Annotated in this window: 17 protein-coding genes; 1 reads left to right on the forward strand and 16 read right to left on the reverse strand. The window is 45.8% G+C overall.

The window, feature by feature from the left end:
* Positions 1-82: 82 nt before the first annotated feature.
* Both AC27IJ_RS14405 and AC27IJ_RS14410 read right to left on the reverse strand, forming a co-directional pair.
* Entirely contained in the window at positions 83-1,252 is a 1,170-nt protein-coding gene (locus tag AC27IJ_RS14405; RefSeq protein WP_487149465.1) for a M20 metallopeptidase family protein, read from the reverse strand.
* A 161-nt stretch (positions 1,253-1,413) separates the two neighbouring features.
* Positions 1,414-2,085: an AroM family protein gene (locus AC27IJ_RS14410; RefSeq protein ID WP_313257165.1), complete on the reverse strand. Its 672-nt coding sequence runs from the start codon at positions 2,083-2,085 to the stop codon at positions 1,414-1,416.
* A 308-nt stretch (positions 2,086-2,393) separates the two neighbouring features.
* On the opposite strand from AC27IJ_RS14410, the gene AC27IJ_RS14415 reads away from it, so the two are divergent.
* Positions 2,394-2,933 (forward strand): ECF transporter S component, encoded by a 540-nt coding sequence (locus AC27IJ_RS14415; RefSeq protein ID WP_487149468.1) that lies wholly within the window; start codon positions 2,394-2,396, stop codon positions 2,931-2,933.
* Positions 2,934-2,990: 57 nt separating this feature from the next.
* Here AC27IJ_RS14415 and AC27IJ_RS14420 read toward each other — a convergent pair whose 3' ends face one another.
* From AC27IJ_RS14420 to AC27IJ_RS14485, 14 genes are all read right to left on the reverse strand, one after another.
* A complete protein-coding gene (locus AC27IJ_RS14420) occupies positions 2,991-3,878 on the reverse strand; it encodes a ribokinase (protein ID WP_312445155.1) in 888 nt (295 codons plus the stop codon).
* Entirely contained in the window at positions 3,875-4,906 is a 1,032-nt protein-coding gene (locus tag AC27IJ_RS14425; RefSeq protein WP_312445154.1) for a LacI family DNA-binding transcriptional regulator, read from the reverse strand. The genes AC27IJ_RS14420 and AC27IJ_RS14425 overlap by 4 nt, the downstream gene beginning before the upstream one ends.
* Positions 4,890-6,065 carry a M20 family metallopeptidase gene (locus AC27IJ_RS14430; RefSeq protein ID WP_487149471.1) on the reverse strand — a complete coding sequence of 392 codons (1,176 nt, stop codon included), beginning with the start codon at positions 6,063-6,065 and terminating at the stop codon, positions 4,890-4,892. The genes AC27IJ_RS14425 and AC27IJ_RS14430 overlap by 17 nt, the downstream gene beginning before the upstream one ends.
* Positions 6,066-6,075: 10 nt before the next feature.
* Positions 6,076-6,822 carry a glutamine amidotransferase gene (locus tag AC27IJ_RS14435; RefSeq protein WP_312445152.1) on the reverse strand — a complete coding sequence of 249 codons (747 nt, stop codon included), beginning with the start codon at positions 6,820-6,822 and terminating at the stop codon, positions 6,076-6,078.
* Positions 6,815-8,098, reverse strand: coding sequence for a M20 family metallopeptidase (locus AC27IJ_RS14440; protein WP_487149473.1), 1,284 nt, complete (start codon positions 8,096-8,098; stop codon positions 6,815-6,817). The genes AC27IJ_RS14435 and AC27IJ_RS14440 overlap by 8 nt, the downstream gene beginning before the upstream one ends.
* A 5-nt stretch (positions 8,099-8,103) precedes the next feature.
* The gene (locus AC27IJ_RS14445; RefSeq protein WP_312502227.1) at positions 8,104-9,042 is read right to left on the reverse strand and encodes a nucleoside hydrolase; all 939 of its coding nucleotides are present in this window, start codon (positions 9,040-9,042) and stop codon (positions 8,104-8,106) included.
* 15 nt (positions 9,043-9,057) lie between these two features.
* Positions 9,058-9,990, reverse strand: coding sequence for an ABC transporter permease (locus AC27IJ_RS14450; protein ID WP_312445148.1), 933 nt, complete (start codon positions 9,988-9,990; stop codon positions 9,058-9,060).
* Between the two features lie 14 nt (positions 9,991-10,004).
* Positions 10,005-11,036, reverse strand: a complete 1,032-nt coding sequence (locus AC27IJ_RS14455; protein ID WP_487149476.1) for an ABC transporter permease — start codon at positions 11,034-11,036, stop codon at positions 10,005-10,007.
* Positions 11,033-12,550: an ABC transporter ATP-binding protein gene (locus AC27IJ_RS14460; protein WP_487149628.1), complete on the reverse strand. Its 1,518-nt coding sequence runs from the start codon at positions 12,548-12,550 to the stop codon at positions 11,033-11,035. Before AC27IJ_RS14460 ends, AC27IJ_RS14455 begins: the two co-directional genes overlap by 4 nt.
* 138 nt (positions 12,551-12,688) lie before the next feature.
* Complete coding sequence (locus AC27IJ_RS14465) at positions 12,689-13,816, reverse strand: BMP family lipoprotein (protein ID WP_312445145.1); 1,128 nt, start codon at positions 13,814-13,816, stop codon at positions 12,689-12,691.
* A 514-nt stretch (positions 13,817-14,330) separates the two neighbouring features.
* Positions 14,331-15,035, reverse strand: coding sequence for a glucosamine-6-phosphate deaminase (locus AC27IJ_RS14470; RefSeq protein WP_487149478.1), 705 nt, complete (start codon positions 15,033-15,035; stop codon positions 14,331-14,333).
* Between the two features lie 20 nt (positions 15,036-15,055).
* A complete protein-coding gene (locus AC27IJ_RS14475) occupies positions 15,056-16,525 on the reverse strand; it encodes a glycoside hydrolase family 1 protein (RefSeq protein ID WP_487149480.1) in 1,470 nt (489 codons plus the stop codon).
* 66 nt (positions 16,526-16,591) lie between these two features.
* On the reverse strand, positions 16,592-18,457 hold the full coding sequence (locus tag AC27IJ_RS14480; protein WP_487149482.1) for a glucose PTS transporter subunit IIA: 1,866 nt from the start codon (positions 18,455-18,457) through the stop codon (positions 16,592-16,594).
* A 309-nt stretch (positions 18,458-18,766) separates the two neighbouring features.
* A complete protein-coding gene (locus AC27IJ_RS14485; protein ID WP_312445137.1) occupies positions 18,767-19,603 on the reverse strand; it encodes a PRD domain-containing protein in 837 nt (278 codons plus the stop codon).
* Positions 19,604-19,809: the final 206 nt, after the last annotated feature.

The following is a 19,809-nucleotide window of genomic DNA, read 5'->3' on the forward strand; positions in this document are numbered from 1 at the left end:
AATAAAACGACAGTCAAAGAAAGCATAGTCGCCTTTAACTATCGTTATATCCGTAACATATGATATTTTCTTTTCCTGGTTATCAGGAGTGATCTCTCAGCCAGCAGATGGCTGTATTGGCATAAATGGCAGCCATCTTGTGAAGGCTTTCCTCGTTAAAGGTGACTCTTGGATCGTGAACGCCGTAAAGGTATCCCTCTTCCTCTGAACCGGTTCCCACCCAATACAGAACAGAGGGAACTATCTGGGAGATAATGGAGAAATCTTCCGAACCAGTCATTCTGGGCAGTTCCTTAGAAGTTCCTTCTCCCAGTAGACCTTCGATATAACCGATGGAAGCCTCCAGAAGATCCCCGTTATTTTCCATGGGCGGAACGCCCTCATGGAGAAATTCTACCTCTGCTTCTCCCCGGAATGTGCCGGCAGTCTGTTCTGCAATCTGAACCAGACGTTCTCTGGCAAAGCTTCTCACCTTCTCATTCATGGTGCGTATGGTTCCTTTTAATACCGCCGTTTCCGGAAAAACGTTGGAGGCTGTTCCCCCGTTTATCTGGCAGATGCTGCATACCAGCATCTCATCAGGATTTACTTCGCGGCTGTTTAAGGCCTGCAGTGCCAAATGAATATGGACTGCTATATGAATAGGATCAATGCAGAGATGGGGTGCGGCTCCATGACCGCCCTTTCCCTTTACCGTAATGGTAAAGATATCACTGGAAGCGCATGCTGTATCCCGGGAATATCCAACGATTCCGGACTTCTCGTGGAGCACGTGGAGAGCCATTGCCCCATCTACGGAAGGATTTTCAAGAACTCCTGCCTTTACCATGTCCAAAGCGCCTCCTACCCCTTCCTCACAGGGCTGGAACATGAGTTTCACCGTCCCTTTCAATTCCCCTTCTCTCTCTTTCAATATCCGTGCAGCCAGCAGCAATGCACTGGTGTGCATATCATGGCCGCAGGCATGCATGAAGCCATTCTCCGATGCAAAAGGCAGCCCTGTTTCCTCTTTCATGGGCAGGGCATCCATGTCAGCTCTTAATAAAAAAGTTTTTCCAGGCTTTCCGGCAAGCGCCGTGATCCCTGCAGTTCCGCAGGCAGCGGGCTCATAACCAATGGCCTTAAGCTCTTCCCTTACAAGCTTTACGGTTTCCGGGAGGTCAAAGCCGATTTCCGGTTTTTTATGTATCCGTCGCCTGATATCAATTCCATAATCCTCAAGTTCTTTTGCCCTGGATAACAGGTCACTCATCCTATCAATCCTCTCTGTTCCTGTTGTCGAATATTTGATAAGTATTTTATCAAGCAGAATTTTTTTTGTAAATAACAGATTGCACGGTTTTTTATACACAATTTAAACATCATGCACAGTAATGAAGCCAGATATAAATATCTGCCGGTTTTTCCCTTACTTTAAACATCTGTCAATTCAGAAACAAGGCGGGCCAATAAGGTTCTGGGAAGAATCACCGGCTTTCCAGTCTCTTCCGTAAACAGCCGTTTCATTTCCCGACTGAAGCCAATGCAGTCTAAAATCACCAGATCCGCCTCCGTATCCTTCACAAGCCTGGCTGTTTCTTCCAGCTTCTTCCATTCTCCATAAGGGGAGCCGGAGACAACTTTAACCTTATTCACGATCCGGGACCATTTTTTCTCGCTTTGGGCTATTTGCAAAGGAGATGGCGTCACTACAAGAATCGAGGAGGCTGCTGTCAGGAGAGGAACGGTTCTATCTAAAATTTCACAGGGATAAATCAGGGGAACCTTTGCTTTTAAAGTATCCGGAAATTTTCCCGTACAAAACATCATAATAAAGGCCGCTCCCTGCTCTTCCAGTTCTTCAATTGCATGTTGAAGCCTTGGGATGATATGGCGTTCCCCAAAGGTAACGGAGGTTCCGTCATTTAATCTGGAGACAAGCACATAATCTCCCTCCTTTGGGCTAAATTCCTCTATCTGCTCTCTTGTCAGACCATCCAGTCCTCCCTTTTCCAGGATTTCTGCCTTGCCGTTAAAAATATCCATGATATCTGCTGTAACATCTGTTCTCGGACTCTGCCCCACCGTTATGGCGCCAATCTTCATTTTTAAACGCTCCTTTCTTATAATAAATACCGCTTATTGTACCGTCCATTGGTTCCTTTGAAAGATAAAATGATTTTTTTGATTTTAACAGGGACATTTCCTGCTGTCAACCTCACATGGAAAAACACGCAGCCATTCCGCTTCTCAAACGGGTATGGCTGTGTGTGCACCTTCTTCATTAAGCATCTAAAACTGCCGAAGCAAAACTGGTATGTATAATTTTATTCAAATTGGATATTTATAAAATGCCAGTTTTTCTATATGATAAGTTTAATAAAATTATAAGATGATCTGCGAGAGGAGAAAACATGAACAACAACAGAACGAAAAAAATCGTTTTCAGCGCTTTGATGGCAGCCCTTACCACTGCAGCTACTATGGTAATACATATACCATCTGCATTCAGCGGTTATATTCATCTGGGAGACGGGATGGTATTGCTAAGCGGAATGCTCTTAGGACCAATGGCCGGCGCGGCGGCAGGAGGGATCGGCTCTATGATGGCGGATCTGCTGTCCGGTTACGCCTTTTATGCACCGGCTACCCTGATCATTAAGGCATTGGCAGCATTTTCAGGAGGATATTTGTACAGACATCTACCTTCCAAGGGACGGGCGGGCGGCTTTCGGGTACTGCCTTTTCTGGCCGCCGGAATCGTATGCAGCGCTGTCGTCACAGGCGGCTATTTCATATTTGAACTTGCAGTATACAGCTGGCCGGCTGCTATTTCTAATGTTCCGTTCAATCTGGTGCAGAATCTGTTCAGTTTGATTGCAGCCGGAGTCCTGCTTCCTGTTCTGCTGCGTGTTCGTGAGATCCGGGAACTGGATCGAGAGACGGCTTCATAATAAAAAGGAAGCCCTGGGATCCGATCTCCCGGGTGCTTCCTCTTTTTGCATTTAACTTTAATATCCATTTAAAACTTCATCCCTCGTGGGAATTGAAGGTGCAGCACCGGCTCTGGATACTGCAATGGAGGCGGCCTTTGCCGCATGATCCAAAGCCTGTCCGGGTGTTTCTCCCAGAGCAAGTCCGCCTATAAAATAGCCGGTAAAGGTATCTCCGGCCCCGGTTGTATCAACCACCTGTACCCGATAGATTTCTTGCTCAAACACCTGATCCCCGTCTTTGTATAAAGAACCATCCTGTCCCAGAGTCAAAAGAATCTTTGCACTGGGGAATTTTTCAGCCAGCTGACCCAGGAGTTCTCTTCCACTCCCGGACTTTTGACAGATATCCCCGGCTTCAATCTCATTCAATATAAAAAACTCCACACAATGAAGAGGGTAACTCCATATTTTGCGGTTCATGGGGGAAGGATTCAAAACGATTCTCATTCCTTTCCCGTATGCCTGCTCCATGATATATCCAACTTCGTTGATTTCGTTTTGAAGAATGAGAAAATCCCCTTCCCCAAACTCATTTAAAACATGGTCCACCTGATCCTTTGTTATTTCCTGATTCGCTCCGCCATACAAAAGAATGCCATTTTGTCCTTCCTGATTCTTTTGTATAATGGCATGACCTGTCTTATTTTTTACCCGCTTAATATTCCTAGTATCTATGCCGAACTGCTCCAGCTGCTGGGTCAATATTTCACCGTCCTGCTCCCCAACCGCTCCTGCATGCCAGACTTTGACGCCGCTTTTGCTCAGCGCCAGAGACTGATTCAAGCCTTTTCCACCGCAAAATATCTCCAAAGAATCAGAGGATATGGTTTCTCCCTCTCTGACAAAATGATCCACCTGGTAAACATAATCAATATTTAAAGAACCAAAATTCAATATTTTCATATACTGCACTCCTGTTCAATTCCCACGGTACTGCTTCTTATCATCAATTTCGGTTCAAATACCGCAATCTTATTTTCTACTTTTTTCTTCTTGATCTGGGAAATCAGCCGTTTGACTGACTCCACTCCCATCTCGTATACAGGTTGTCTGACCGTTGTTAGAGGAACTGCCATCATCTCCGCATACAAAACATCATCATATCCTACCACCGATATATCTTCTGGTACTTTCTTATGATATTGGGACAGCTGCCTGCACACTCCAAAAGCAGATAGGTCGTTGCATGCAAATATCGCCGTAAATCCATACTGCATCAGCGCTGCTACGGCGCGCTCCCCGCATTCCATGGTATAATCGCCTTCATAGACCAGCTTTTCATCAAAAGGAATATGAAATTCCTGCAGAGCGCGGGCATATCCTTTTAATCTTCTTTCTGAATCCGCCAGATTTGCAGGACCTGTTACACAGGCGATCCTCTTATGGCCAAGCTCTGCTAAATGTCTAGCTGCCAGATACCCTCCAAGTTCATGATCCAGGATTATTTCAGCGCAGTCCGCATCCGTAAGAAAGCGGTCCAGAAGCACAAACGGCAGCTGCAGCTGTTCTAATAAGCGAACCGATTCTTTACCGGCTGTCTCATCGCTTTCTCTGGACATGACATAGATGATTCCGTCTACGCCCTGGTCAGCCAGAAGATGGATATATTCCATATCCCTCTCATGGTGATCGTTGGTGTTGCACAAGATCAGCGTTCTGCCATACTCCCTGCAGCACTCCTCTATCCCCTTTACCATATGGGCGTAAAAGACATTTCCGATGTCAGGAATAATAAGGCCTACGGTTTTGCTTCTTTTTTTAACCAGACTGACTGCCAGCTGATTCGGCCGATAGTTAAGCTTACGCGCCGATTCCATAATCCGTTTTTTTGTATCCTCCGGTATCTTATGGGCTTTCCCATTTAATACCAGAGATACAGTCGTCACAGATAGTCCCGTTTCATTCGCAATGTCCTTAATTGTCGCTCTCATCCTCTATCCTCACTGCTGCCATATTTGTCAATGCCCGTACTGCTTTAAGGTAATCCGCAATGCGTACACATTCATTGGGCTTGTGTGCCATATCCGCCGAACCTGGTCCAAATAAGACGGTCGTCATCCCTTCTTTTCCTTCCGCCAGTATGGAGGCATCCGTAAAGTAGGAGATTCCTGAATAGGCTTCCTTAATTCCGGCAGCCTCCATGCTCTTTACCAGCTGGGAAACTCCCCAGGAAGCCTTGTCCGCCTCAATGCTTATTCTGTGATTCTTAATTGTGATAGCCAGACTGGGGATTCCTCCTGATCTCTGGCTGATGTCCTGAAATACCGTCTCCAGCCGGCAGAGAATCTTTTCATAAGTAAGTCCCGGCACGGTCCGGATGTCCATTAAAACAGTGCATAAATCCGGTGTCATGTTTGGCTGAATCCCTCCCCGGATTTCTGTAATCTGGGCGGTAGCGCTTCCAAGTAACGGATGGTCATGCCCACGGATCCAGCCTCCCAGACGCTCGGCCGTTTCATATGCACAGGTGACTGCATTGCAGCCTTCTTCCGGATATGCTCCATGGCTGGTCTTACCTCTTACCTCTAGTTCCAGCCAGATACAGCCTTTTTGTCCGATCCCCACGGTACAGCCCGTAGGTTCTCCGATCAGCAAAGTCGATGCTTCCATCATATGTCCGCCGGAAATAATGGCCTTTGCTCCGGTCCCACCCCGCTCTTCGTCACATGTTCCCAGAAACTGGATGGAGGTTTTCGGCTTCTTTCCGGCCTCCCCCAGCATTCCGAGAACATATACCATGGCCGCCAGTCCGCTCTTCATGTCACTGGCTCCCCGTCCAAAGAGGAACCCGTTATGTATCACCGGGGTCCATGGTGACCGGTCCCAGCTCTCAAGCTGTCCGTAATCCACCGTGTCCAGATGCCCGTTCCAGATCATTCCATTGTCCGTATCCTCTCCCGGGAGCAGGGCAATTACGTTTCCCCTTTCATCTCCAATATCCTGAACAAAGGCCTTCACCCCACGGTTGTTTAAGTATTGACAGATATATTCCGCAGCCGGCTTCTCTCCGTCTTTTCCGTTGACTGTCCTGATTCCCATCAAATCCTTTAAAAGCTGTACCGCTTCCTTTTCCCAGCCTTCATTCTTCATTCCAAGCCCTCTATTTCTCCGTCAGCCAGTCAAAGATCCCCTTCCAAAGCTGATCGTAATATTCCCACTCACAAAATTCCGGAGGAGCCCAGTGAGGGGCGCAATCCGTGGTAAATGCCGCACTTCTTCCTTTTCCGTAGGTTCCCAGTGCCAGGAACGGATCATTTTCTATGGTAACGGGTACAATTGCTTCCGGCTTTGCCACTGTTTTATTGTATCCCAATACCTCCGGCCAGTCTGACGGAAGCCCGGATATGGCTTCATGGGCTTCCCCTACAACAGGCTTTGCCCCGTCGCAGTGTTCCATTCTGTCATCCACAGTCAAAACCTCCACAGGAAGAACTTCCTGGACAGCGGTATCATGCCACTTACCCTTTGCATCCACGCCGGAAAATGTCATATAACCCCCGATCATCAAAAGTGCGCCTCCATCCAGAACATAATCCCGGATCAGCTTACAGCGGTCCGGCATCTTCCGGCTGTGAGTAAAGGTCGCCACGGGAAGCAGCAGGGTATTTGCTCCGATATCGGACAGAATGACCCCATCATACTGCTTTAATTCTTCCATGGTAAATGGAAATTCGTCCGATGCCAGGTGATTCGGAAGGAATGTCACCTCATAACCAGCATTCTCCAGTGCCTTTTTCAGCCACTTTTCTCCTGTCTCATAGGAAGAGGTATAAAAAGAATCAAACCCCTTTACATGTGTAGTATAACTCATCCAGGATTCTCCTGCCAATAGTATTTTCTTATTCATCTGTCCTGTCTTCCTTTCCCCATTCTAAAATCAATTGTGCATAGATATGAATTGCCTTAAGATATTCCTCTATCTGAATATATTCATTTACGGAATGGCATTGTTCCAGATTTCCGGGTCCAAACTGAATGGTCGGACAACCGGATATGTTCCTCCACAGCCTGGAGTCACAGCCAGCCGGTGAGCCCTTTATGGCCACTGGTTTTCCTTCCGCTTTTTCAAACGCTCTTTCAAAGCTGTCTACAAACGGCCCCTTTTCCATCTCAAAAGGACCTCCGGCCTGATAAATACTGATTTCCGGCATATGCTCCCGCAGCCATAAATCGCTTTCTGCCAGGCGCCTGATCTCGTCTGTGACCTCAGCTACCACTTGCTCATGGCTCATCAGACCAGGAAGGTAGTGGATGCACATTTCAAATTCACAATCCCCGGCAACCGTGGATCCCGCACTTCCTCCATGAATGGTCCCTACATTTAAATTAGGGGCAGGAAGAAGGGGGTGTTTAAGGCCAAGGAGCCAGCCATGCTCCAGTTCGTTCAGTCTTTCTATGATCTTTATTGCCTTTTCAATGGCGCTCACGCCCAGCCATTTTGCGCCGGAATGGTTGGATTTCCCGGTGACCCGGACTTTCATAAATACAAATCCCATATGAGCCAGAATCAGCTCTCCGGATGTTGGTTCACAGACCACCACTCCATCTGCCCGTTTTCCTCTCATGACCGCCTGAATGGAGCCGTTGCCGCCGCCCTCTTCATCACACACTGAGCAGATGTGAACGTGAAGAGGAAGAGGGATACCGGCATCCTTTAAAAGCTTTACTGCCATGACGGAAGCCATGAGCCCCCCTTTCATATCCGCAGCTCCCAGGCCGAACAGCTTGCCGTCAACTATTGCAGGAACATGAGGAGGCACATTCCACAAGGATTCATCCCCCGGAGGCATGGTATCCATATGTCCGTTAAACATCAGGCTCTTGCTTCCCTGACCTTTAAAAACGGCATAAACATTATAGCGGTCCTTATAATCATGGCCATGATTGCCTTCCCCATATGTTTCTATGGAGGCTGTGATCGTCTCTTCTGTCATGGGATCTCTTTCTACTTTATCCGCCCCCATCTCCTCCAGCAGCCGGATTAAATATTCCTGTCCCTCTTTTTCTCTTCCTCCGGCGATCCCATGTCCAAGATCCTGGGTATCTATGGCAATCAGTTCTGATAAATACTTAACATATTCTTCCCTGTTTCTTTCCAGTACTTCTTTTAACCTTTCCATCATCCACCTCACGAACCGTAAGCCCGGATTCCCGTCTCGATCAGATCCCAGAAACGATCCACATCAACATCCACGGCCACATCCACATTGGCTTCTCTGTGACTGTAGCCAAAGAAGTCACAATTGGTCCTGCCGTAGCTCTGTACACTTCTGATATCCACTTCCGTATACATAGGTTTTGTCACCAGGAGCTCCGGATCAATGATGGAGGCAATGGTCACCGGGTCATGGAGAGGCCCGCCTTCCCAGCCGAAAACTTCTTTCTGGCTCTTGTTGAAATGTCCCATAAGCTCTGTAAACAGGCGGGCGGCCGGGGTGCCGATCTCTTCCATTCGTTTTACCACCTGGGGATAACAGAGCACCTTCCTGGTCACATCAAGCCCTACCATGGTAATGGGGCGGCCGCTGGTAAATACCACATGGGCTGCATCTGCATCGGCTATAATATTAAATTCAGCAGCCGGAGTCACATTCCCCAACTGATAGCAGCCTCCCATGAGTACAATTCTTTTTATCTTCGGTATAATGCGAGGTTCCATTCTCATGGCCATGGCAATATTGGTCAGAGGACCCGTTGGCACCAGAATAATGTCACCTTCCGATTCCATCAGTGTGCGGACGAGAAACAGTACCCCGTGCTCCGCCTCTTCCTCACTCTGTAACGGTTCAAAAACCGGACCGTCAAGCCCGCTTTCTCCATGGATATCTCCTGCAAGGAGTTGCTTATCCCGGATCATGGGCTGCCCGCAGCCGGCATAGACTGGGATATCCAACCCTAAGTACTGACAGATATTCAGGGCATTTCTTGTAGTTTTTTCAAGGGACTGGTTTCCTGCCACCACTGTGATGCCCAGCACCTCTATCCCGCTGTTTTTTCCTGCAAGTAATATGTTCACCGCATCATCGTGTCCCGGATCGCAGTCCAGGATAACTTTCTGTTTTTCCATTGATTATTCTCCTTTTTAAGCTTTTGCCAATGCACTCTTTTTTTTCTTTTCCCTTGCCATTTTAGATGCCATGGATACTGCCAGGGTGGCTATGGTCACCACATAAGGCATCAATAGTACCAGCTGAGACGGCACTCCGTAAGCCTGCAGCCTGGCTCCTATGGAATCTGTTAATCCGAACACCAGACATCCGGCTGCAGTCAGGATTGGGTGGGCGCCTCCGAAATACATAGCAGCCACTCCCATAAACCCCCTGGCATTGGTCATATTCTCCGTAAACATTTTACTGTATCCCAAGGATAAATGGGCACCTGCCAGTCCTCCGATCAGGCCCGATATGGCAATGGCCCGGTATTTCATGGAATTTACATTGATCCCTGCTGTCTGTGCTGCCATTGGGAACTGGCCTACTGCCCTTAAGCGAAGGCCCCAGACTGTTTTATAAAATACAAACCAGATCAGAATGATCAGTACAATAACAAACCATTCGGTAATGCACCAGTTGTCAAAGATTTCTTTTAAAAATGGGACTTTCGCCAGAAAAGGAAGGCTGACTCTGGGGATTGCAATGATTCCCGGTTCTGAAAACGTACCGCTTTTTCCCAAAACGCTGTTTAAAAGAAACTTGGTGATCGCCAGTGCAAATAAATTGATTCCCATGCCGATAGCACAGATCTCCGCTTTATAACGGATATGGCCTACTGCCATGATCATGGCCATGATAAGCCCTGCGATCATGGCAACTACGACTCCCAGAAGCCAGCTTCCGGTTAAATAGCTGACCGCTACTGCCGCAAATGCACCGGTCAGCATGATTCCTTCCGTTCCGATATTCAGAATATCTGCCTGCTGGGTAATGGCTGCACACAATGCCGCATAAATAATAGGCGTGGCAGAACGAAAGGTTGCATATATCAAGGATACACTGAAAATTTTTCCTAAATCCATAGTCCTGCCTCCATCTATTTGCTCTTTTCCTTTTTATTTTTCTTATCCTTAAACTGAAACAAAAGTTCCATGGTTGCCACAATGATGAAAACTGCTGTTATGGTGTCAACAATCGATTTTGGTACACCGGTACTCTGCTGCATCCCCATGGCTCCTGATTTTAATACCGCCAGGAAGAAGGACATAAAGGGCGCAAAAACCATATTGTTCTTAACGATCAGAGAAGCCAGCATGCCGTTGGAACCAAGCCCTGCCGCAAAATTATTCAGGAAATATCCGTGAACTCCCAAAACCTCAATGCAGCCTGCCATACCGCCCAATGCTCCGCTTAGCATCATGGACTGAATGAAAACCTTTTTGGGACTGATGCCCACATACTCCGCATGAGACGGGTTGGTTCCCACTGTTTTTACCTTATATCCAAAGGTGGTCTTGTTTAAGATCCAGATCATAAGAACCACTGTGATAATGGCTATGAAAAGTCCTGCATTGACACTGCTTGGTTTCATAAACTGAGGCAGGTTCACCGTCACCGGCAGAGACTGGGCATTGGCCACGCCCGCACTCATGGGACCGCTGACCAGATAAGAGGTTATGTACAGGGCTACGCTGTTCATGAGAATGGTCACACAAACCTCACTCACTCGGTAATAAGCCTTCAGCGCTGCCGGGATAAAGGCCCATAATGCCGCCACTGTCATAGCTCCCAGAAAGCAGACGATTAAGAGGATAGGGGCCGGAAGAAATGTCCAGTTGATTCCGATATATGCGGCAGTAATACCTCCTAGAAACACCTCACCTTCCACTCCTACGTTGAATGCTCCCGCTTTTGCAGCGACCGCAAAAGCACAGGAGGTGAGGAGAAGGGGAGTAAAGCTGGCCAGGGTGGTACCTATCTTAAGCTTCCCGTTAAATGCTCCACGCAGCAGTGCCCCATAGGCTTCCAGGGGATTTTCCCCGATGAATAGGATAAATAGGGCTCCGATTGCCAATGCGAGCAGCATGGTAAGTAAAATTTTCTGTATGCTCTTTACCGCTACCTTCATGTTGTACTTCCCCTTTCCTCAGCCGATGCAGTTCCGCCCATCATCAGTAATCCCAAGTTATCCTCGTTGGCTTCCTCTGCTTTCAGCCTTCCTGTTATCCTGCCTTCGTGCATGACAACGATCCGGTCTGAAAGGGACAAGATCTCCTCCAAGTCAGCGGAAACCAGCAAAACCCCCATTCCTTTGGATTTGACCTCCTGCAGAATTTTCCGGATGGATTCAATAGCTCCGATATCAACACCTCTGGTGGGCTGGGATGCAACCAGCAGCTTCCCCCCAATAGAAACTTCCCTTGCAACCACTACCTTCTGCGCATTTCCGCCTGACAGTGACTGGGTGGATATCTCCGGGTCTCTGGGACGGATGTCGAAAACCTCAGACAGCTTTTTTGCATATTCCAGCGTTTCCTTATCATTGCGTACGACCCCTTGGCAAAAGGGAGCTTCCCCTACCTGTACGGCTATGAGGTTTTCCTTGATGCTCATGGACCGGTTTAAGCCTCTTGTATTGCGGTCTTCCGGAATATGAGACAGGCCGGCCTTCCGGATCTGTTTTGGACTAAGGCCCGCTATCTCTTTTCCGTCCAAGAGCACGCTTCCTTTCTCAACCTGCCGGAGTCCTGCAATTGCTTCAATCAGCTCACTTTGCCCGTTTCCGTCGATTCCCGCTATACCAACGATCTCTCCCTCCCGGACATCCAGTGATACCCCCCGGATCTTTGAGATCTCCTTTTCTCCGGAGACCCATACATCTTTCACTTCCAGAACCTTTTCCCCCGGCTTTGTCTGGGTTTTTTCAATATTTAAAAATACTTCCCTTCCGATCATCATTTTTGCAAGCTCTACAGGGGAAGTCTCTTCCTTATTTACGCTTCCAATATAATTACCCTGACGCATTACGCTGATTCGGTCAGAAATCTCCATGACCTCATTCAATTTATGAGAGATAAATACCAGGGATTTTCCATCTTTTCTTAAATTTTGAAGAATTACAAAAAGCTGTCTGGTTTCCTGAGGTGTCAGAACTGCCGTAGGCTCATCCAGAATGATCACATTGGCTCCTCTGGTTAAGGTTTTGATGATCTCAACCCTTTGTGCCTCACCCACTGATATCTGATTGATCTTTTTCCCAAGCTGGATATCCATTCCATACTGGCTGACATACTGTTCCACCGTTTTTCTTGCCTTATCAAAATCAATGGTGATTCCATGCCGGGGCTCAAATCCCAAAATAATGTTTTCCAATACCGTCAGTTCATTGACCAGCATAAATTCCTGATGCACCATTCCGATGCCTTTTTCAATGGCAATTTTAGGAGAGATGGATGGGATATGATCTCCATGGATCCGTATGCTTCCGTCATCAATGGGATACATACCGTAAAGCAGCTTCATCATGGTGGATTTTCCAGCTCCGTTTTCTCCGATCAGAGAATGGATCTCACCCTTTTTTAAGGTGAACTGCCCGTTCCTTACTGCATGGACATTTCCGAATGACTTTACAATATCCTTCATTTCAATTACATATTCGCTCAAACTTTCACCCTCTTCTTTATGTTAGTAGCCTTCTCCCGTACCTTATGATTGTAAAATGGTTTGGAAACCCGAGGGGAATCAGGAAATCCAAACCATTCTGCATTTTTTCAGTTCCTGCTATTTATTTGCACCGAAACCGGTATAATTCTCTACGACAATTTCTCCTGAAACGATCTTCTCTTCCAGTTCTTTTACTTTTTCCACAATATCTTCGGGGAATTTATCTCCCAGATGCTCTTTCATCACACTGAAATCGGTCAGGCCGACGCCTTCTTCCTTTATGGTCAGATAAGAAGTGGAATTTCCCTTAAATGTGTCTTCAACCACTGACTGGATTGCCAGATAGCAGGCTGTGTCCACACGCTTTACCATAGAGGTCAGCACGCTTCCCGGCTGGTCATTATCCTGGTTTAAATCTACGCCTATGGCATATTTTCCTGCTTCCTTTGCTCCTTCCAGAATTCCAGGGCCTGTGCCGGAGGCTACGTTCATAACGATATCCGCTCCCTGATCAAACTGCGCCAGAGTCAACTCCTTGCCCTTTAACGGATCGTTCCATGTTCCTGCAAAAGACTGAAGTACCTTAATATCCGGGTCTATGTATTTTGCTCCCTGCTCAAATCCGGTGAAGAAATCATGAAGAACCGGAATATCCATTCCTCCTACCCAGCCAATGATCTTGTCCGGGTTTACCCCTTCAATGTCTGTTTTCTGGGTAAACATGGCTGCTGCCGCACCTGCCAGAAAAGAACCCTGATTCTGTGCGAAGCTGATGGATACGATATTATCGCCTTCCACCGTGGTGTCAATAATGGCAAATTTCACATTGGGATAGCTGGCACAATGCTCTTTCATGTACTCTTCAAAGTTAGAGGAAGAGCAGATAACAAGATCATAACCGTCCTCGCAGGCAGATAAAAAGTTTGCCTCCCATTCCTCCGCAGATGTACCTTCCAGATTTTTAATTTCCACTCCATAATCCGCGGCAGCCTCTTTTGCCCCCTCATTGCAGGAATCATTATAGGACTTGTCCCCTAAATTTCCGGAATACACAATGCAAACCCTTTTTCCGGCCCCTGCCTTTTCCTTTCCTGCCCCATTCTCTGATGCGGCCTTTGCCGTTGTCTCAGCGGTTGTCTCAACCGTCTTCCCGGCCTCCTTTGCCGCTCCTGCCCCACCGGAACAGCCGGTCAGCGATACCGCCAGTGCTGCCGTCATCAGAATGCTCCAAACTCTTTTTTTCATTGAAATACCTCCTTTAATAATATAGTGTAAAAGGATATCATTTTACTATTTTCTTTTGGTAAAACGTTTTTCCTTTTTGCCTAAAAATAAAACAGCTTCAATATCTGCATTTCTTTAATGCCAATGCTACCATCCTCAGAATAAGATGTCAAGTACTTTTGCACAGAAAAATATTTTATTAAACTGTTTTCTTATATTGTTTTGTTAACATCCTACCTATCACTTATTGACAAATACACATATCTTCCACATTATCAACTTAATATTACTCATTATTTGTTATATTCTTTGTTATAAAAAAAACATTCTAAGCCAGGACTTATTATCTACACAGATCAGAGTATACCAAAAACAGGCAAAAACTTTCGGTCTCTTCTAAAAACACAAAAAGGTACCATAAAAAGAGAGCCTATTCCGGCTGCTCATGATGAGACTCCGGAACAAGCTCAATTTGATACTTTAAAGCTTTAAATCGTAAAACAACACCAATAGGTTTCATTATACTCCCTCTGCTTTATCTATCCAACAAGGATGCTGCTTCCGCGTCCATGATGACCGTATAATTGGGATGCAGTTGGAAAATACTGGCAGGAACCTCTGGCGTAACCGGGCCGAATAAGGCTTTTTCTGCGATTTCTGCTTTGTGGCTGCCATTAATAATCATGATGAGATGCCGGGCATTCATCACAGTTTTCGGACCAAACGTCACATAATGGTCCGGACTGGTCTCTTTTTCAAAATATGGGATCGGATATTTCCCTTTTGTTACCATCCGGGTCTCCATGCCGAAATGTTCTACCGTACCTGCAAGATTTCCACAGAAATGTCCATCCGTGCCAAGCCCCATAATGAGCATATCTAATCCGCCATCCTCTTTAAGCTTCTTGTCATAATTATTCCAGTTTTTTGTATCCAAAACATGGATCAGCTCCCCGGGTACCTCTGCCGGGCTAAAGAACATACGATTTAAATCATTCATAGTAACACCGGTTTTCTCCCCCTCTCTCGGTATCTCATCAAAGTTATAAAAATGGATATGTTTAAAACAGGGATTCCCCTTATACTCCTCTGTAAGCAACTGATACAGCCGTTCCGGGGTCTTTCCTGCCGTAATGGAAAGATTAACCCTCCGGTTATCCCCTGTGTACATATGAGCTTGCATATGGGTAAGAGCAATAAGGCTCATAGCTTCATAGTCTTTCGCGATGATTAATTGCATATAAAATACTCCTCTCTTTTTTATAATTCCTCTCCGTTAGTCTGGATCACCTTTTTATACCAGTAAAACGATTTCTTGGGTTTTCTTACAAGACTCCCTTCATTGTTATCATCCAAATCAACATAAATGAACCCATAACGTTTTGCCATTTCAGACGTTCCGGAAGAGACACAATCCATAGAAGACCAGGATGTGTATCCAATTACATTCACCCCATCACGAATAGCTTCCTTTATCTGCTCAATGTGGCGATGCAGGTAATCAATGCGGTAATCATCCTGGATGCTACCGTCTGCTTCTACAATATCCTGGGCGCCAAGGCCATTTTCAACTACCATCATTTCTACGCCAGGATACCGGTCAGCAAAACAACTAAGCTGATAGCGCAGTCCCATGGGATCAATCTGCCAGCCCCATTCTGAGGCTTTCAAGTAGGGATTTTTAAGCTGCTGGCCTAAATTCCCGTCTGTTGTTTCCCAACCCTCCTGCTCTACGCTGGATATGCCGGTGGAATAATAGCTGAAAGTCAGGTAATCGACTTTATACGTATTGATCAGTTCAAAGTCCTTATCCTCCGTCTCAATCTGGATCTGATGGTCATCAAAGTAGCGAGACGCATATCCCGGATACTCTCCCCTCATGTAAATATCTGTATAAAAATAGCAGTCCAGATGCATGTCATGCAGCGACTTCATCACATCCTCAGGCTTGCATGTACCGGGATAACGGGTAAAAGGTACCACCATGCAGCCCATTCTGGCATCAGGTCTTGTCTCCCTTAAATATCTGACAGCTTTTGCAGAAGCGACGAACTGGTTATGGGCGGCCTGATAGGTTGCCTGCTCATACTTATCCCCCCAATCCTCCCGGACGATGCCAGTCGAATAAAAAGTATTAAAGCGGGTACCGTTCATTTCATTAAAATTAATCCAATATGTGACATAGCTCCCATATTCGTCAAAACACACTTTACAGTAACGCACAAACATGTCAATCAGTTTACGGTTGGCCCAGCCTCCATATTGAGTGACCAGATGGAGAGGCATCTCAAAGTGGGAAAGAGTCACAATGGGCTCTATCTTATATTTCTTCAGTTCTTTAAATACCTCATGGTAGAATCCTACTCCCTCAGGATTAGGCTCTAATTCATCACCATTTGGAAAAATCCGGCTCCAGGCAATCGACATCCGAAAGGCGGTAAATCCCATTTGGGCACACAAATCAATATCCTCCTTGAAACGATGATAGAAATCCACACCATGCCTCTTAGGATAGAACTCCTCCCCAACGCAGCATTCTGCTGCTTTCATCTGCTCTTTTGTAACGTTTTTATACTCTTTTCGTGGAACTCCCTTTCCCTGTTTCATGGCCACGTCTGCTACACTCAAGCCCTTCCCTCCTTCTCTGCAGCCGCCCTCTATCTGGCAAGCCGCGGTCGCACTTCCCCAGAGAAATCCTTTTGGAAAGCCGTTAGGTGCATGTTTTATCATATCCATTCTCCTTTCATTATTACTGTCCACGCTTTTGGGACATAGAGGTATACCCGTAGGGTGTTTCTATCTGGCAGTTATAATCTTTTCGCCAGCAAAAATAGCTCCCTCTTCAAATTCAGGCTGGATTCTCCCATACGCCATGGTATTGGAAATCACTACAACGACTGTAGTATCATACCCGGCTGCTGCAATCTGTTCCCGGTCAAACTCAATAAGAGCATCCCCCTTTTTCACTTTGTCCCCTGCTTTACATCTGGCAGTAAAGAACTGCCCTTCCAGTTTAACAGTATCTAAACCGATATGAATAAGTATTTCCGCACCATCCTCCGTAATTAACCCAAGTGCATGGTTGGTATGGAAAACAGTATTGACCGTACCATCCGCAGGGGCGGCAATCAGGTTTTCACTTGGAATGATTCCGATTCCTTCGCCCAATATTTTACTGGAGAATGTTTCGTCTTTAATATCCTCTAGTTTGCATATCTGCCCGCCGACAGGGCTGAACACCAGATGCCCTGGGGCAGTTTCCCCCTTTACTGCCCCGACTTCTGAGATTCCATCGGTAAAGACTATGTTATCATCCAGCTGAAATACGGTTTTCGAAAGAAACCATGTGATTCCAAATGTAGACACAAACATCACAATAAGGCCATAAACAATGGATAGAGGCTTGTCTCCCATGAATACCGGAGTTGTTAATACACTTGGCATTCCCGACGAAAAGGCCTTCGCCCCCATCATGGTACTAACCATCCCCCCAAGACCACCGCCTATGATACAACCAAACAGAGCTGCCCGGTACTTAAAGATAATTCCATACAGAGCAGGCTCGGTAATGCCTAAATAGCCCGAAATGGTGGAAGAGGTTGCAATCTGCTTATTCTTCCGGTCTTTCGCAAGTATCGCGACTGCAAATGCTGCGGTTGCCTGGGACATGGTGGATATAAAGGTTGCCGGAGCAATTGTGGTATAGCCAAGGGTCTCTAACTGCATATACTGAAGGGGCCGGATGGCATGATGCATACCAACCAGTACCAGGAGCGGACGGGTCGAACCGATCACAAAGCCTGCAATTCCAAGGTTTAAGTTTATCAGCCACTCAAGTCCATTGGATACATACGTTGTCAGGTAAGTAGCCATAGGAGCGATTAAAATTAAGTTTATAGGAATAACAATCAAAAAAGTCAGCAGAGGAACAAATATAACAGTGATCATAGATGGTAAATGGTCATCCAGCCAGCCATATACTTTACTCATAAACCATATCGCCAGGATAATGGGGATAACACTGCTTCCATAATTAATCATAGGAATGGGTATTGCCCCCAAAAGCCTTACCGGATCTTCTCCAACCTTAGCAATGATATTGGGATCAAGCATGGCAGCCGCTATCCCCATGGCCATATAAATATTGGTATTGAATCGCTTGGCAGCCGAAACCGCAAGCAGGAATGGAAAGAAATAAAGGGATGAGTTACCGATTACCGTAAGCAGGAAAACCAGCGGGCTGTCACCCGGAAAAATGTGCAGGGTAGTAAACATATACCGGATACCCAAGATTAAGCCACCACCGATAATAGCGGAAAGCGGCGCAACCAGAATTGCAGTCAAGGTTGCAAGCATACGGTTAAAAATACTCCCCTTTTTCTCTCCGGTATCAACTGAGATATTTTCTCCCCCTGCAATCCTTGGATACTGCTTTATGATTTCCTTATAAACCCTGGATACGTCATTCCCGACAATCACCTGGTACTGACCGCCCTGCTTCTGTACGCCAAGTATAGAAAGTTTTTTTAATTCCAATTTATTGGTTTTATTGTCATCCACTAAGAAAAAGCGTAGCCGTGTCATACAATGAGACAGAGACTTGATATTTCCTATCCCACCTACATGCTCTATAATTTTTCTCGATAATTCATCTCGTTCCATCTTTTTCCTCCTTATGCATCATGAAATTGCTTCTTTCTATCTGCCAGGCTGCCGCGCGCTTATACAGCTAAAACAGCAGATTCTCAGTTCCGTCAAATCCCCGCCGGAGCATGGCCACATCTTGCTGTTTATAAATGCCAGATGCCTTATGTGGCCGAACTTCCTCTGCGCAGAGTGCAGGAAGATACAGAACATGATATATCTACGGGCACTGAAATGTGCCTATAAAACAAAAGACCCAAACCTACCTGACGAATGGATTGCCGTCAGACAGTTTTGGGTCTTGCCAGCCGAACTGTAACGAATCCCTTATTTATTCACCTTTTTAACTAAATTAATAATATGCAGCATTAAAAACATCTTCTCTGTTTCTGAAGTTTCCCATCTCTGCTTCTCATAAATATACTGTGCAATCCTGTTTACACATTCGTAAGCCTGAGAATCCGCCTTACGGACCGAGTCAATAATCCCCCTCTCTGTAGGGGCGACTTTCTCTCCTTTTAACCGTCTCATCAGATAATACCTTACATGAGTTATAAAACGGTTAAAGAACACACTGTCCTCATCAAACTCGCACTGATAGAAATACTTGACCAGTTTTAAAATGGAATTTGTCATTTCAGTGATTCCAAAAATCTCATCACCCGTTACACTATCTATCTGTGCATTTACAATGTGAAGTGCAAAAAATGCTGCTTCGCTGTCAGGAAGCTGTGTTCCTAAATCAACCTTTATGATTTCTAATGCCTTAATACCCATCTGGTATTCTCTGGAATAGAACTTCTTTATCTCCCATTCCAATGGATTTACAATATCCATCTGATTTTCGCGGCGTTTCAGGGCAAAGGATAAATGGTCAAGTAAGGAAAAGAACATATTGTCATTTAATTCTTTAAAAATCTCCTTGGCCATATTTACAATTTTGAACACTGCCTTTAGTTCATTTGGTCCACAACCGGTCATAAGGGCTGCCATTTGAGTAAAGGACATGTTGTTCGTAGGATAAAAGGTTTTCTCAATCTTGCTTTTATCAACCTCATTGCCAGGGTAAACCTGAAAACCAATACCTTTCCCCACCAGAACCATCTGCTGTCCATCCTCTGACGCCAATAGTACATTATTATTGATACGCTTTTCTACATGCAAAAAGTTCACCTTCCCAAATAAAAAAGACCAAGATCATGTAAAATCGCAGTTAAACATTATTATCTGCAACATTACATCATCCTGGTCAGGCCTGCCAAACAGTAACACTTCCAGTAAAATTATATTTCATTCTTTTTGTTTATTATACTAAACCAAAAATAATTCGTCAAGATTTTTAAGGCATAATTATCATATTATTTTATTAT

It is taken from the genome of Lacrimispora sp. YZC11, assembly GCF_057543815.1.